This is a genomic window from Armatimonadota bacterium (assembly GCA_016223145.1).
In the GTDB taxonomy this organism is placed as follows: Bacteria; Armatimonadota; Fimbriimonadia; order Fimbriimonadales; family Fimbriimonadaceae; genus Nitrosymbiomonas.
Genome location: JACRPN010000008.1, coordinates 125,094 through 140,751 on the forward strand (window position 1 = coordinate 125,094; position 15,658 = coordinate 140,751).

Sequence of the window (15,658 nt, forward strand, 5' to 3'; positions counted from 1 at the left end):
TATCTGACCATCTTCCCATCCCACCATCCCTTCCTCCTGATCACCCGCGGCGTCGGCAGATTGAGAGTCTGCCCCACGGGCTTCACTCACACCTCGCTCATCCTCACGGATGCGTTCCCACTTCAATCCTTACAAAAATAGATATCTTTCAGAGGGATTCCATACGATTTTGTAAATAAAGAATGTCGCCTTCATGCCGTAACCTATCTATACAGAACCGGAAAGTGTTCTTAATCGAGGATTGATCATGAGCAAAGTGCTTAAAGCGGAACTATTGGACGCCGAAATCCCCACCATCGAGACGGCAAAGGGCAAGACTTACGCCGGCATTGGCCTGGTCCTCTTGGGCCTGACGGGCATCTTCTTTGCGGCGATCACGGGTCTCGTTGCCGTTTTTCCGCTCGCGCTCTTCGCTCCGATCGCCGTCGTCGCCTTTGGCGTACTCGGCATCGTCATGGGCGCGTCCGACGCCTACAGTAATCATCACCACCGGTAAGCAGCCACCATCCCATCGGCTGCCCGCCAGTCGGCCGCTGCCCCGCGGCCGACCTGGCAACCGGTCTGCCAGGCACCGATCCTGGCAGTAAATAGAACGTCATCCCGCTAGCCTTCCCAGCAAATATGCCGATCATTCCAATAGGCGCGTCCCTTGCGCCATGAGGGTGGATTGGCGTCATACGACTACGTGATCGTCGGTGCGGGCTTCTTCGGCGCAACGTGCGCACACCAACTTGCCCGTCGCGGTCAAAGGGTCCTTGTGGTCGACCGCAGACCCCACCTGGGCGGGAACTGCTACACCGAAACCGTCGAGGGCATTCCGGTACATCGCTACGGCGCGCACATCTTCCACACGAACGACCAACGTCTCTGGGACTTCGTGAACATGTTCGCCGACTTCCGGCCTTACTGCCACAGGGTCAAAGTCCGCCATAAAGACCAAATACTGTCCTTTCCGATAAACCTGCTCACACTGCATCAGCTTTGGGGGGTGACGACGCCACAGGAAGCAGAAACAGAACTTGCCGCGCGCCGGGAACCGGTGCAAGACCCGAGGAACATGGAAGAGTGGTGCCTCTCCGCCATAGGGCGGGATCTCTATGAGACGTTCATTCGCGGCTATACGAAGAAGCAGTGGGGAAGGGAGCCTGCCGATCTGCCGGCCAGTATCGTTCGCAGAATTCCGGTTAGGCTCAACTTTGACGACAGCTATTTCGACGATCGTTTTGTGGGAATACCTGTAGAAGGCTACACGCCGCTCTTCGAGCGCATGCTGGAGGGGATCGATGTGGAGTTGGGCTGCGACTTCTTCGAGAACCGAAAGGAGCTTGAGCCCATGGGGCAGTTGATCTTCACCGGCATGATTGACGCCTATTTCGATTATCGATTTGGTCCGCTGGAGTACCGATCGCTGCGCTTTGAAGACGAGCTTGTGGACGGAGATTATCAGGGCTGCTCCGTGGTGAACTACACCGATGCCGACGTGCCGTTTACACGGATCTTGGAGCACAAGCACTTTCACGGCGTGTACTCCAACAAGTCGATCATCACGCGAGAGTATCCAGACGCCTACTCCGTAGGAAAGGAGCCCTATTACCCGGTTGGCGACGAAGCCAACAGAGCCCTCTACGAACGCTATCGCCAACTCGAAACTTCCACTCTCTTCGGCGGTCGTTGTGGGCGCTATGTCTATTGGGATATGCACCAAGCCATCGGCGCTGCATTGACTCTGGTGGAGAAGCTCCACGGAAGCAGGAGGAACGAGCGAATAGCGGCGTAGGCGACGAATGACGGATGACGAATGATGGGTGTTGGATGTTGGATGTTGAAAGACCTTGAGCCAGATGAGTTCGAAGACTACAGCGAATCTCAAGAGTCGCTATTCCGCCCTTACAGGGCTCGATCGCAAACGGCCACCAGGTTCCAGGGCTTCGCCCTTCGCTTCAACATTTCGGCCCGTTGGGCCTCTGGAAACGACCTTTGAGATGGCTTCTATTATGGCCGACACCCTTAGTACCCGAAAACCGAGAACCAGAACACTTTAGCAACTGAGCACCCGACACCCATCGCACCTGCACACCTGACAACCTGAAACCCTGAAGACCTCAACGCCGAGCACTACCAACTCCCATGAACATTATCTTAGCCACCGGTTCCGACTACAAGTATCTCCCCCGAATCTGGGCCTATTTCGAGAGTATTGAAAAGCACTCGAAGGCCAAGCGCAACGTCGTTTTTGTTCCCGTACAGGGGGAGGAGGACTGGTTCACCCGCATCCGGTCGCTCGACAAGATGGAATGGCGCCCGGTACCCGTCAAGCAGCTCAAGGCCAAAAACCCCAACAACTGCCTTCAGCATGGTGAGTTCCTGGCCTTCGACGATCCCGACGGCGCCGACGACGACATCGTGATTTTCACCGACGGCGACATCGTGCTGCAGAGGTGGTTCACCGCCGACGAGCTCAAATGGCTCAGCACGCTGCCTGAGAACGGTGTGGCGGTGGGGCTGAACGAGGGTCCCTGGGGCAGCCTGGCGCGCGAGATCCGCCTGCTGAACCCCCAATCGGATCTCGAGGCGATAAAGGGCGTGTTCCCCGGAGATTGGGACGCCATGCCGTGCTACAACACGGGCGTGCTGATCGCACGCCGGTCGGCCTATAGGAGTCTCTGCGAGGCCTATGTCCAGGCCTTTGCCAAAGTGGATGTCCTGCTCGGCCACTACGCCAAGCAGCAGTGGCTGCTTTCGTACCTCCTGGAGACGGGAAACTTCGAGGTCCGCAATCTGCCGGGCGAGATCCACACCCACGGTTGCCATCCGCTCCCACTCGAAGCGGCCCGAGTCGGAAACGAGCTTCACTTCAACGGGCGTCCGGTCATGTTTCGCCACAACGTCGAGTTTGGGGTGGAAAAGGAGCGCACGGGCGCCTTTCGACACCACATCTATGGCTTGCAGCCGATCGCCACTGGGGCGCTCCAAACCGGCCCAGGAATGGCGCAGACCGGGTCCGCGGAAGGCAATGTCAGGACCAGCGTGATCGTCTATTCGATGAACGGCTTCGCGCTCCTGACCGACTGCCTCAAGAGCATCCTGCCAACGCTCAGTGCGATCGACGAGCTGATCGTGGTGGACGATGGCTCGACGGACCAGAGCGCCGATCTGCTCCTCCAGCTTGAGACGGCGGATAGCAGAATTCGGGTTGTGCGGAGGCACAAAGAGGGCCGTTCGGCGTGCTGGAATGCGGGCGCGGCAGCGGGGAAGGGAAGCCTCCTGGTCTTCTGCGAGCCGGACACCCAGTTTGCACCGGGATGGCTCGATGCCCTTTGGGCGCATTCCCGAGGAGCGGCGGTTGGGGCGGTCTGCCCGCTGCTGGACCAGCCCGAGGGGCTTCAGAGCTTCCAACCGCACGTGCCCACCTGCATCACCGGCGAGTTCGGATTCGAGCAAGCGGCAGCGCTGATCGCCGAGTGGAACTGCGGGATGTCGTTCCCAGCTAAGCGTTTTGAGTCATCTTGTGTGGCCCTCCCCCGGCAGGCGTTTGATGTGATCGGGGGTTGGGACGGCGCTCTGGCCGATGAGGTCGGGGCTCTGGATGCCGCCCACAGGCTTTCCAGAGCAGGCTTCCAGATGAGGATTGCCAGTGACGTCATCGTCCGAGACCGTCTACCTTCAAAGGCGATCACGGAAGTGGCGGCGAGGCAGCTTTGGGAAAAGGTGGCCTGGGGGTGCCTGCCCGATCCCGCACCTCTTCAGGTCGAGATATGGGGCGCTGAAGTGTTGGGAGCGATTGACTCCATCATCGAGACGGGAATGGTGAAGGCTGCGGCTTAGGTGAACCTGGGCCCAGCTTCGGGCCTTGTGGCCGGGTCCGCAGCAAGGACCCAGAACCCAACGACGCCGCTGCCCCGGCGGGCCACAGCCTGGCTCAGCCATACTCCAACCCGTGAAGCGCGTCGTCGTGCTCGGTTCCACCGGCAGCATCGGCACCCAGACCCTGGACGTCATCTCCCAGCACCCTGAGCGGCTCAAGGTCGTGGGACTGGCCGCACGTTCGAACGAAGCCAAACTCCGCGAGCAGGCCGAGCGCTTCGGGGTGAGGCGCCTGGCGCTGTTCGAAGGGACCGTGGGACGAAGGGACGGAGGGACCACCGACCGCGAGCCACGAACCGCACGCCCTTGCACAGGCGACATTCCCCGGGGCATGTCCGCGCTTGTCGATCTGGCCACCCTCCCTGAAGCCGACATCGTGGTGGTCAGCGTTGCCGGAGTGATCGGCCTCGAGCCCACCATCGCCGCGATCCATGCGGGCAAGCAGATTGCTCTCGCCAGCAAGGAAGTGCTCGTCGCGGCAGGCGAAATCGTGATGCCTCTGGTCCGCGAGAAAGGCGTGGCGATGACCCCCATCGATAGCGAGCACAGCGCGATCTTCCAGTGCCTTCAAGGCTATCGGTCAGACCAGATCCAGGAGCTGATCCTCACCGCAAGCGGCGGACCGTTTCGCGGAAAGAAAACGTCCGAATTGACTCGAATCACGGCGAAAGAGGCCCTGAACCACCCCACCTGGAGCATGGGCGGAAAGATTACGATCGACTCAGCGACCCTGATGAACAAGGGCCTCGAAACTATCGAGGCGCACTGGCTCTTTGGCACTTCGATCGACCGCGTAAAGGTCGTGATCCACCCCCAGAGCATTGTCCATTCCCTGGTAAAGTTCACCGACGGCAGCGTGCTCGGGCAACTCGGCTGGCCCAACATGAGGCTGCCCATCCAGTACGCGCTCCTTTGGCCCGAGCGGCCGGAAAACTCCCTGCCGCCATGGTCGCCGCTGGACTCGCCAAACCTCACTTTTGAACCCGTTGATCACGAGACTTTCCCGTCTATCGGGCTCGCGATTCAGGCGGCCAGGGCCGGTGGCACGATGCCATGTGTGATGAACGCCGCCAACGAAGAGGCCGCCAACGCCTTCTTGCGCGAGGAAATTGGGTTTTTGCAGATCGCCGAGTCCGTGCAGCTTGTGATGGAACGGCACTCTGCCCTGCCAGTGTCGCTGGAGTCGATCCTGCGGGCCGATGCATGGGCCAGACAAGCCTTTTGGGAGGCATTGCAGCGGTAGCTCTCGCCGCGTGTCGAATTGTCTTGCGGGCAAGCTTCCGAAAGTAGACCATTCAACCGGGTCCCTGCGACGCAAATCGTCTCCAAATTCGTACTAAGTGAAAGGCCATGCAAGTCACCATCTTTGGCACCCTGTTCTTCCTCACCCTGATCACCGTCTTGGTGGCGGCGCACGAGCTTGGCCACTTCCTTTTTGCACGATGGTTCAAGATGGACGTCGAAGAGTTCGCCATCGGCCTGGGCAAGCCCAAATGGGTCTGGCTGAGGAAGGGCGACACCGAATACACCCTCAGGGCGTGGCCGCTCGGGGGCTTCGTGAGGGTGAAGGGCATGATGCCCGAGGAGGACGGCAGCGAAGTCAACATCGCCAACGGCTTCTACAGCAAGCCCCCTTTCCAGAGGTTCATGGTCCTCTTCGCGGGGCCATTGTTCAGCGTGGTCGCAGGCGTGGCGCTCCTGACCGCGCTCTTCATGTCGGTCGGGGTGATGAAGCGCTCGCACGAGCCGGTCATCGGCTTCATGGCGAAGGACAAGGCTGGGTACCAAGCGGGCCTCAGGCCAGGAGACCGGATCGTCGCGGTGGAGGGCAAGCCCGTCAAGACTTTCTACGAGGTGATGACCATCGTGCGCGACCGCGCCAAGATGCCGACTGAGATCACTTACGTCCGCAAGGGAGTTCAGGCCGTAACGACGGCCACGCCAACCCTGGAGGACGGACCCGTTCTCAACGAAGACTTCGAGCCCACAGGCGACAGCCGCAAACAGGGAAAGCTCGGCATGGGCCCGAATGCCGTCCCCGAAAAGGTGGGGATCGCCACTGCCTTTGTGAAGTCTGTCGAGTTGCCCTTCGTTATCGTGGGTCGGCTCGCCGGATCAGTCTTGCAGCCTTCTCGACTGAAGGATGAAGTGGGCGGGCCGATCGCCATCTTCCAGGCCGCGCAGGAAGGTGCCAAGAGCGGCATCCCCGACATGATCAGCATGGCGGGCGTGCTCAGCATCAGCCTTGGGATCATCAATCTTCTGCCGGCGATGCCCATGGACGGCGGCCAGATGCTGGTTGCTTTCGTTGAGATGCTGCGCCGAGGACGAAGACTCAGCTTCAGGGTTCAGACCGTCCTACTCAACGTCGGCCTTTTGTTTGTCTCATTGTTGGTGCTGTCTGCAGTATTTCTGGACGTTAGCCGGCTGGTCAAATGACCAACCAGTGGGCCCTCCCGCCTCGCGGCGGAGGCCGCTAGATTCCCTCCTCTTGTCTCGCTCTGGCGAGAGAGGAGGAGGGTGCAGGGGGTGGCGGTTCCGGGGCCTGGAGCCCGGCCCTGTCGTCGGCAGGGCAATTCGGAGCAGCCTGGCAAGATAAGCCAGTGGGCCCTCCCGCCTTGCGGCGGAAGGGCCCACCTTTCCCCCTCACCATTGACCCCTCGTTGGTGATTCTGTTTGTAGCCCAGGCGTCTTGCCTGAGAGATCCTGTCCAGCTCTCACGCTTTAGTTGGTGATTCCCGTCTTCCAGGAAACGCTGTCCACATACACCCAGCAGTTCTGGTTCGGCAGCATCGAGCCGAACGTCAACCGCGCCTTCATCTGGCCCGTGCCAGGCTGCATGAACCGGTTCGGATCGGCCGGGCTCACCGAAAACTCCTGATCGAAGCCGCCGAGCTGGCGCATATCTACGGTGGTCCAGGCGTTCGCCCAGTAGTCCCAAAGCTTGACTTGCGCCATCATCTGGCCGGTGGACCAGCCCTCCCACTGGAAGGTCAGCCTGCCCATCGAGGCGATCGTCGACGTGCCGGTGACCGTGAGCGAGGGCTGGATGCGGTCGGTGTTGGCGCCCATGATGGCCCGGAAGCCGAACCATACGTCATCGGAAGCCTGAAGGTCGCCCAGCGAGCTGGTAGTGCGGACCGCCGAGAGGCTGGATGCAACCGGCGCGAAGCCGTACTGGTCGTAACTCGCACCCAGAGCTGCGGCTGCATCGACGCGACCCCAACCCCAGTAAGTGTCATCCGGCCCGAGGCTCATGTGCTCGCAAGACTCCAGCAGAATCTGCTCGACCTGGCCCGCGGAGAGCCACGGGTTCGACGCCATGACGAGAGCGGCGACGCCCGCAGCGCAGGGCGCTGCGGCGCTCGTGCCGCTGAAAGAACCATAGGTTGAGTCGCCCGTCTTTGTGGTCGTCCAGAGCCCGACGCCCGGCGCGAATAGGTCCACGCCGCGGCCGAAGTTGCTCGAGGCTTCCTTTTGGTCGTTGGAATCCAGAGAGCCAACCACCGTGACCGTCAAATGGTCGAAGCCATAGAGGTCGGCGTTCTCGTTGCCGGCGGACCAAAAGAGCAGCGCGTTGCGCTGCCGAGCATAGTTGCCTGCGGCGCCCACCGCCGCGCTGGCCACGCCCGAATAGCTGACTGAGATGATGCGCGCGCCATTGTCGGCAGCCCACTTCACGCCCTGACAGATGGCATAGGTCGTGGTTGAGCCGTTCGAGTTGTTCGTCACGCGGACCGGCATCAGCTTCAAGTTCCAGCTAAGGCCGGAAACGCCCATGCCGTTGTTGCCCGCCGCCACGGCGATACCAGCAGACTTGGTTCCGTGCCCATTAATGTCGGAGACGTCGCCCCCAAGCCACTGCGGAAGGTTGCTGGCAGAGTTAAAGCCCGGAACCATGAGTGGCGCAAGGTCTTCGTGGCTCGAGCGCACACCGGTATCGCAGACCGCAACGGTCACCGACCCATTGCCCTGGAAATAGTCCCATGCCAGCGGTGCATGAACCTTGTTCAGGTGCCACTGGTTGTTGAAGAGCGGATCGTTCGGCGTCGAGGCGGGGTAGACGATCCAGTCCGGCTCGACGTATTCGAAGTTGCCCGTGCGGAGCAAAGCGTCGGCGGCGCTGGACTCGTTCATGCCGCGAGGCACCCGCACCAGAAAATCGTCGGTCTCGGCGCTGTGCGCCACCGTGTAGGGTGCGATCATCTGGATCGCCGCCTGGCGGTTGGCCTGGAGGTACTGGACTCCGCGGTTGGTGCGGACCGCCGCAACGTCCTGTTTCGGGTGGGCGATGAGGCGTCCCGAAAACTCCCGCACGCCTTTGATCGCCTGGAACGGCTGATCCAGTCCGTTTTCTGCCAATGATAATGATGCAAGCGCTGCTGCGCAGCCAAGCCAGAGTATCCGCATATGAGCACCTTCCAAATGGGCTTTTCCACTTAGAATCTCGGTTTTTCACTGGCACCCTGTCAGGGATGCGGTTACTGGTTATTTTTGGGGCGAAATGTGGAATGGGGCCCCGGTTCTTGAGCCCCTCCTTGTTTTGGTATGTGGATGGGCAAGGGGTTTGAAGCCACCTCCTCGTTTTGGTTCGCAAATACGGAGGGGGTTGGGGGGTGGAGACATAACTCCGAGTCCCTTTATCCGTTGTCCCCCTGTCCCTGCGCCCTGATATACTCTCCAGTCAAGAATCCCAGGAGAACGATGATGTCTCACGATCCGTTTCCCATCCGCCGCATCGACCATATCCGACACTATGTGGGCAACGCCCGCCAGTCGGCTTACTTCTATCAGCACACCTTCGGGTTCCACATCACCGGCTATCACGGCCTGGAAACCGGCCTGAAGCACGAGGTGGACTACCTGCTGGAACAGAACGACGTGCGCCTGCTCTTTACGGCGCCGGTCCGCCCCGGCCACCCGATCGCCGAAAAGCTGGCGATCCACGGCGATTTTGTGCAGGATATCGCTTTTGAGGTTGACGACGTCGATTGGTCGTGGAAAGCGGCCACCGATCGCGGCGCGGAGTCTTGGCGCGAGCCCTATTGGCTGGAGGACGACAACGGCAAGGTGCGCATCGCCAGCATCAAGACCTATGGCGACACGGTGCACACGCTTATCAATCGCGACAAGTTCAGCGGCCACTTCTTGCCTAAAATGAAGCAGGTGGACCGGCCCGGCGACCCCATCGGCCTGATCGAAGTGGACCACTGCGTGGGCAACGTCGAGCTGGGGAAGATGAATACGTGGGTGAAATGGTACGAGGACGTGCTCGGCTTTAAGAACCTGATCAGCTTCGACGACAAGGACATTTCGACCGAGTACACGGCGCTGATGTCGAAAGTGATGGCCAACGGCAACATGCGCGTGAAGTTCCCGATCAACGAGCCGGCCCAGGGCAAAAAGAAGAGCCAGATCGACGAGTATCTCGAGTTCTTCGGGGGCCCCGGCTGCCAGCATGTGGCGCTTCGCACCGATGACATCATCTACACGGTTTCGAGGCTCATGGCGCGCGGAATCCAGTTCCTGCCTGTACCCAAGACCTATTACGACATGCTGCCGGATCGGGTTGGGAGGATCGACGAGGACATCGACGTGCTCGCGGAACTTGGGGTTTTGGTGGACCGCGACGACGAGGGGTACCTGCTGCAGATCTTCACGAAGCCGATCACGGACCGCCCGACGCTGTTTTACGAGATCATCCACCGCAAGGGCGCGAAGAGCTTTGGCAAGGGCAACTTCAAAGCCCTTTTTGAGAGCATTGAGCGCGAGCAAGCCCTCCGCGGGACGCTGTAGGGCCCGCCGCGCTCAAGCGACCTTCGCGCGTTTTGGGAGTGCGCGGGTCTGGCTTAAGCCCTTATCTTCCTGCGGAGACAAAGGAAGCCAAGTGCAAGTGCCGCAAACGTCGCTGGCTCCGGCACGGGCCCGGTGAAGCTGATATCGTCCAGCACAAAGTCATTGCCATCGCCAAAGCTGACCAGATCGTAGACGTAGAGTTCGGCCGATGTCGTGGTAGCGACCCAGGTGCCTGAGACCTCGTTCCATAGGCCCGTGGTTGCTGACAATGCCTCGGCCACCACCATGTCTCCGTTGACCATCAGCTTGAGCGACGCTGGATGGAATGAATAAGCGGACGCTCCCCAAACGGTGTAGGTGTAGGTCTCGCCTAGTTGCAGCCCTGAGACACTCTGATGCCAGACCTCATCTCCGGAAGACAGCGAGCCATTGGCGATGAACATATGGCCGAATCCCGACGTGTGGTCTCCAAAAGACGCCCAAGCGGTGTGGTTGTCGACCGGATCGTCGTCCACGGTGTAGGTTCCTGCACTGTGAAGGTCGTCCAGATTGGCGTCATGGAACACGTAGTCCGACGAGAAGAGAACGTTGCCGCTTTCGAAGCTCCCATTGGAAACGAAGTCTGCTGCATCGGCCAAGGTGGCCGCTGCAAACATCGCGGTAAGTGCAATCAAGGTTCTCATCTGATTCTCCTTTGTCATCCGGGCCGCACCGGGCGGATGAAATACGTGACCCAGTGGGCATGTGTATATAGTTGTCTGCGAGCATTGCATTTGTGACACTTTGGCGGAGCCAATCGACAGAAGGCCAGAACCTGGTACCACCCGTTACCCTCGCGGCCGGATCACCGGCACCAATCTCCAGCTCCATCTCCACCCCTGGCTCCGCCTTGGCTTGTGTCGGACAGTGCCAGGGATGTCGATGGGCTGCTAGCGGCTCTCTGCCAGCCGTTCCAACGGGAACGGCGGCATCGCAAGTGGCCGTACAGCGATGCTCATCAGGAGCGTCGGGTTGTCGTCCGCTGCAATCCGGTTGCTGCTGAGCGCGCCGCACTCCCGGCAGCGGTGCACGATGGCCCATTCGCCACCCTTGCGCACCCAGACGGAGATCGGTTCCATGATCGCGCCGCAAGTGGCGTCGCGATCTCCAGGAACGTCGTCGAGGTGAACGCTGTGCATGCAGTTCGGGCAGTGGTTTCGGTGGCGGCTTCCCGCGCCGTCCCAAGCGGCGAAAGCGCCGCATTGACGGCAGGTGAAGCCGTCGATCAGGTCTTGATGCCCCGCTCCTTTCAGGCGGGTCATCCAGATGTCGAGTGGGGCGGATTCGCCGCCCTCCTTTCGCTCGCGGTGACGGAGCTTGGCCGCGCGCTTTCGCAGCCGGCGCAGCTCGTCAGGCGAGTTGGTGCTGTGGTTCTTCTTTGTCTTCAATGGGTTTCCAAATGCGTCGGTCCGTCAGGCACGCGTGAAGGCGCGCAGTGGATGAGGGATGGCGCATGGCCGCTCTTCGGCGGCGATGGAACCCGGGAATGCCGGGCGCGGATCAGGCCGCGACGAAGAGGGGCATGCAATCGAAGACGGCAAGAACTGCTTTAGACATAGACATGCTTCCTCCAGGTTTTTCGACTCGTTTGAGACGACGGGGAGGACTATACCCGGTTCGTCCGAGCGAGATAGGTCCAAAAGGACCCTTTTGCCTCAGACGTTCACTCGGCGCAAGCGGTCCTGCAGCCCCTGCCTCAGGTACAAAGGGCCATGCTGGGCCTCTACCTCGCTATGGCCTCTACGCCCTTCCAGCCCCAAGCCAATCGCTACCCAGACCCCCGCTCCGACCTCGTTCTGAAGGCGCCGATCGAGCGTTGGGACGAGGGTATCCCTCTGGGTAACGGCATGATGGGGCTGCTTCTCTGGGGAGGCGGCAACAAGATCAACGTATCTTTGGATCGAGGCGATCTTTGGGACCAGCGCACGCCAGACACCCTCAAGGATCCAGGCTGGACCTACGCCAATATGCAGAAGCTGGTGGCGGCCAAGAACCACGCGGAGCTGGTGCGCCTGTTCGATGCGCCCTACGACAACATCCCCTACCCCACCAAGCTGCCGGCGGGAAGGGTGGAACTCGAACTGCAAGAGGATTTTCAGGCGAGCCAATTCGGATTGGACCTCTCGAAGGGGCTAGGAAGCGTGGAGGGGGGAGCTGTCGGGAGCTTGACGGCATTCGTGTGCGCCGGCGAGCCGGTGGCGATCCTTGCCGTTCCCTGCCCAGGATCGGCCCGCTTGATTCCACCGGCGGGTGTGGCGAGTTTGGGCTACGCGCAGGCCAAGTGGGGAGCGGAAGGAGCGCTTCAGTGGTATGTCCAAGAGGCCGCCCAAGGCTTCAAATATTGCGTCATGCTCGGCGCCGTCGCCGAAGGCAACGCGGGCATGCTTGTGGCGACGATCGCTACCAGCGCCGAGTCCAAAGACCCCGTTGCGCTCGCCCGGAAGAGGGTTGAAGCGGGCCTCAAAGAGGGCTATTTCAAACGATTGGAGGCCAGTGAGACATGGTGGCGCAGGTTCTGGGCCACCTCGTCGGTCCAAATCCCTGACCCCAAGCTCCAGAAGCACTACGACTTCGTGAAGTACCTGTACGGCGCGGGCTCCCGGAAAGGCGCGCCGCCCATGCCGCTTCAAGGGGTATGGACCGCTGACGAGGGCGGGCTGCCGCCCTGGAAGGGCGACTACCACAACGACCTGAACACCCAGATGACCTACCTTGCCTACCACTCCGCGGGGCTGAGGGAGTCGGGCGAGGCGTGGCTGGACTTTCTCTGGAAGCTCCTGCCGGAATTCAAGCGGTTCGCGAAGAGCTTTTATGGCGTCGAAGGCGCGGTCGTGCCGGGCGTCATGACCCTCGACGGCAAACCGATGGGCGGCTGGGGGATGTACTCGCTCTCGCCGACCAACGGCGCGTGGGTCGCGCAGAGCTTCTATCTGCACTGGCGCACCACGATGGACCACAAGTTCCTGAAAGAGCGGGCGTACCCATGGTGCAAGGAGATCGGTACTGCGTTAATGGGCCTATTGAAGCCCGACAAGAACGGCGAGCTAAAGCTGCCGCTTTCAAGCTCACCGGAAATTCACGACAACTCGCTGGCGGCTTGGCTCAAGCCCAATTCGAACTACGATCAGGCTCTGATGATGTGGCTCTTCGAGGCGCTCGCGTCGATGGCGGAGGAACTCAAGCTCAGCACCGAAGCCGACGGATGGCATCGAGCCGCCGCCGGGCTGGGTGGGTTCTACCACGATAGCGACGGCAGCCTGACCTTTGCTCGCGGCGAGCCGTTCAACGAATCGCATCGGCATTTCTCCCACGCGATGGCCATCCATCCGCTGGGGATTTTCAGCGCGGACGATCCGAAAGGAAAGGCAATCGTCAACGGCACGATCGACGACATCCTCAAGCAGGGCACAGCCTGGTGGTGCGGCTACAGCTTCTCCTGGATGGCGTGCATGCTCGCCCAAGCCCACCGCGCGGAGGAAGCGCTGAAGTACCTGAAGGACTACGAGCGCGCGTTCATCCTTCGCAACGGCTTCCATGCCAATGGCGACCAGACCAAATCGGGCCTGAGCAACTTCACTTACCGGCCGTTCACGCTTGAAGGCAACTTCCTGGCGATGCAGGCCGTTCAGCTCATGCTGCTGCAGAGCGACGGCGGCACGGTCAACGTATTCCCAGCGGTCGCCAAGGAATGGCAGGACTGTGAGTTCCACGACCTGCGCGCCGAGGGAGGGTTCAAGGTCTCGGCCAAGCGCCAGCACGGCATCACGGTGTGGGTGAAGGTCGAATATGCCCCTGTGGGGCAGACTCTCCAGTCTGCCTCCTCTGGAACCCTTACTCTCCGGGACCCCTTTGGCGGCCAATCACCCACCTGGAACCGCAAAGACGTCAAGCTCGACGGTCCAGATTACGTGGTCACGCTCAAGAAGGGCCAGGTCTTGGAGGGAAGGGCAAGCCCGGAAGATCCGCGACTTCTATTCCCAAACCCTCACGACCAAACACGCCCCCGGCTTCAACGTCGCATATAGCCCAGTGGAGATCGTCCGAATGTCCTTCTGCCGCCACAGGTCCCGGACCCGGAGCTTCTTCCCGCTCAAGTAGCCCAACTCCTTCCACGTCGCGGAGACGGTCCGCTCCACTTCCCCAAAGTTGAACAGCCCGATCGCCGTCGAGCCGTCGGCCAGCGGCTTCTGCAGCACCCACTCTTCGTCGGTCGCGCGCAAGACCTTGGCCTGCCTGCCCAACGGGTCCTGATCGACGGAGATCATCTCGGCGTTGCAGAGCACGCTCAATGTGAACGGGTCCAGCCGCTCCATGTCCCCCGAGAAGATCAGCGGCGCCGCCATCAGGCACCACATGCCCATGTAGCTGTACTGCTCGGCAGGGGGGATCGTGCACTTGCGGCGTCCCAGCGGCGAGCTGTCCCCGATCCATCCGATCAGCAGATAGTCGGGGTCGTTCCAGTGGCCCGGTTTCGCGTAGGGCCAGAGCCTCGCATTGGCGAACGCCACATCTCGCCAGGAGCTCATGTTGCCGAGGTCTCCGGTCGTGCGCCAGCAGTTGCCACGGGTCTCCGCGCCCCACTTCCAAACGTCTCCCATGCCGTATTGGCACAGGTTGTAGACCACGTCGCGATCGAGGCCCTTCAGGATCTCGCCCATCTGGGCGTAGGGCTTCTTCAGGCGTTCGATGCCCGTGCCGGTGGCCACGTTCTCATAGCTGCACCAGTCGTATTTCAGGAAGTCGAAGCCCCATCGAGCAAAGGTCTCGGTGTCTTGGCGTTCGTGCTGCCAGGCCCCCGTGAAGCCCGCGCAGGTCCAAGGTCCCGGCGAGGTGTAGATGCCCGCAAGCAGGCCCTTCGAGTGAATGTAGCTTGTCAAGGCGGGCATGTCGGGGAACTTGTCGTTGCAGAGCACCGTGCCGCTCTCATCGCGCAGGGGCGCTTCGCGCTGCGTCCTTGGCCAGCAGTCGTCGATGTTCACGTATTGATAGCCGAAGTCCGCCATGCCGCTCTTGACCATCGCATCGGCGGCGGCGCGCATCGCCTTATCGGTCACCCGTCCGTAATGGATGTACCAGGAGTTCCAGCCCATCGGGGGCGTCAGCGCGAGCGTGTCTCCGACCTTCAGGCTGAGCGACTTCTGGTCAAGTCCCTTCGCGTTCCGAGCCGACAAGCGCAGCCGGTAGGTCCCCTTTTGCGCGGGAGTCCTTCCTGAGAGGAATCCAGTGGAAGCGTCCAAGATGAGGCCTTTGGGAAGTCCCTGGGCCGAGAACCGCATGGGTCGTACGCCGGTCGCTGGAATTCGGTAGAGGAAGGGCTTTCCTGGCGTGCAGCCGATGACGGGCGCGGTGTTGAGGCGCGGGGACTTTGGGGGCGGCGGCGTGAGGATGACCTCCTTTTCATCTGGCTCCCCAAGGGCAGCGGGTCTGGCTCCACTGAAAGTGAAGGTGGGTTCGATGAAGTCCACGTGGTCGTAGTCGATGCCGTCGTTGGCGCCGGAGGCCACCAAGATGAAATCCTTGACGCCGCCGAGCTTCAGGTCAACCTGCGCGGGCGGCGCACCGCCCTTCAACGTGCCCGAGTCGAAGGCCACCTTGCCATCCAGGTAGACCCGAACGCGGATCGAACCACGCCCTTGGGTTTCGTCATCCACCCCGATGAGGCACCGAAACGAGGTCGCCTTGCCGTCCAGCCTCAGACGGAGCCGGGACGCGGCATGGGTGCCGATGCCGGCCGTGTAGACCTTGCCGCCAACGGTGAGCGGCTTGTCTTCGATCGAGCGTCCGACGCGGACCTTGCCCCAGCCCACGGTCATTTTGGAAAGGTCGAGATCGGAAAGGGAGCAAGTATCGATCGGCTGGAGGAGGGGGGCGACGAGCGCCAGTGTCAGGGCGACCATGCCCTCATGTTATCCGCCTGATGATCGCCAAGTCTTGCAGGAAATCTATACAAAAAAGAACG

At 61.1% G+C, this 15,658-nt stretch carries 11 protein-coding genes; 7 read left to right on the plus strand and 4 right to left on the minus strand.

What is annotated here, in order from left to right:
- Positions 1-247 precede the first annotated feature (247 nt).
- The 5 genes from HZC36_05795 to HZC36_05815 all read left to right on the plus strand — a co-directional run bounded on the left by HZC36_05795 (position 248) and on the right by HZC36_05815 (position 6,303).
- A complete protein-coding gene (locus HZC36_05795; protein ID MBI5706485.1) occupies positions 248-496 on the plus strand; it encodes a hypothetical protein in 249 nt (82 codons plus the stop codon).
- A gap of 171 nt (positions 497-667) precedes the next feature.
- The gene (glf, locus tag HZC36_05800) at positions 668-1,777 is read left to right on the plus strand and encodes a UDP-galactopyranose mutase (GenBank protein ID MBI5706486.1); all 1,110 of its coding nucleotides are present in this window, start codon (positions 668-670) and stop codon (positions 1,775-1,777) included.
- A 350-nt stretch (positions 1,778-2,127) separates the two neighbouring features.
- A complete protein-coding gene (locus HZC36_05805) occupies positions 2,128-3,825 on the plus strand; it encodes a glycosyltransferase (protein MBI5706487.1) in 1,698 nt (565 codons plus the stop codon).
- Positions 3,826-3,937: 112 nt separating this feature from the next.
- On the plus strand, positions 3,938-5,107 hold the full coding sequence (locus HZC36_05810) for a 1-deoxy-D-xylulose-5-phosphate reductoisomerase (protein MBI5706488.1): 1,170 nt from the start codon (positions 3,938-3,940) through the stop codon (positions 5,105-5,107).
- 107 nt (positions 5,108-5,214) lie between these two features.
- Complete coding sequence (locus HZC36_05815; protein MBI5706489.1) at positions 5,215-6,303, plus strand: site-2 protease family protein; 1,089 nt, start codon at positions 5,215-5,217, stop codon at positions 6,301-6,303.
- 285 nt (positions 6,304-6,588) lie between these two features.
- On the opposite strand, the gene HZC36_05820 is transcribed toward HZC36_05815, so the two are convergent.
- Positions 6,589-8,226 carry a S8 family serine peptidase gene (locus HZC36_05820; protein MBI5706490.1) on the minus strand — a complete coding sequence of 546 codons (1,638 nt, stop codon included), beginning with the start codon at positions 8,224-8,226 and terminating at the stop codon, positions 6,589-6,591.
- Between the two features lie 345 nt (positions 8,227-8,571).
- Between HZC36_05820 and hppD the strand changes: the two genes are divergently transcribed.
- Positions 8,572-9,660, plus strand: a complete 1,089-nt coding sequence (gene hppD / locus HZC36_05825; GenBank protein MBI5706491.1) for a 4-hydroxyphenylpyruvate dioxygenase — start codon at positions 8,572-8,574, stop codon at positions 9,658-9,660.
- A 53-nt stretch (positions 9,661-9,713) separates the two neighbouring features.
- Here the strand turns inward: hppD and HZC36_05830 are convergent, their stop codons facing one another.
- Both HZC36_05830 and HZC36_05835 read right to left on the minus strand, forming a co-directional pair.
- Entirely contained in the window at positions 9,714-10,343 is a 630-nt protein-coding gene (locus HZC36_05830) for a PEP-CTERM sorting domain-containing protein (GenBank protein MBI5706492.1), read from the minus strand.
- A gap of 246 nt (positions 10,344-10,589) precedes the next feature.
- A complete protein-coding gene (locus HZC36_05835) occupies positions 10,590-10,961 on the minus strand; it encodes an RNHCP domain-containing protein (GenBank protein ID MBI5706493.1) in 372 nt (123 codons plus the stop codon).
- Positions 10,962-11,411: 450 nt separating this feature from the next.
- On the opposite strand from HZC36_05835, the gene HZC36_05840 reads away from it, so the two are divergent.
- On the plus strand, positions 11,412-13,724 hold the full coding sequence (locus tag HZC36_05840) for a glycoside hydrolase N-terminal domain-containing protein (GenBank protein ID MBI5706494.1): 2,313 nt from the start codon (positions 11,412-11,414) through the stop codon (positions 13,722-13,724).
- Here the strand turns inward: HZC36_05840 and HZC36_05845 are convergent.
- Positions 13,671-15,596: an NPCBM/NEW2 domain-containing protein gene (locus HZC36_05845; GenBank protein MBI5706495.1), complete on the minus strand. Its 1,926-nt coding sequence runs from the start codon at positions 15,594-15,596 to the stop codon at positions 13,671-13,673. The genes HZC36_05840 and HZC36_05845 overlap by 54 nt on opposite strands.
- Positions 15,597-15,658 lie beyond the last annotated feature (62 nt).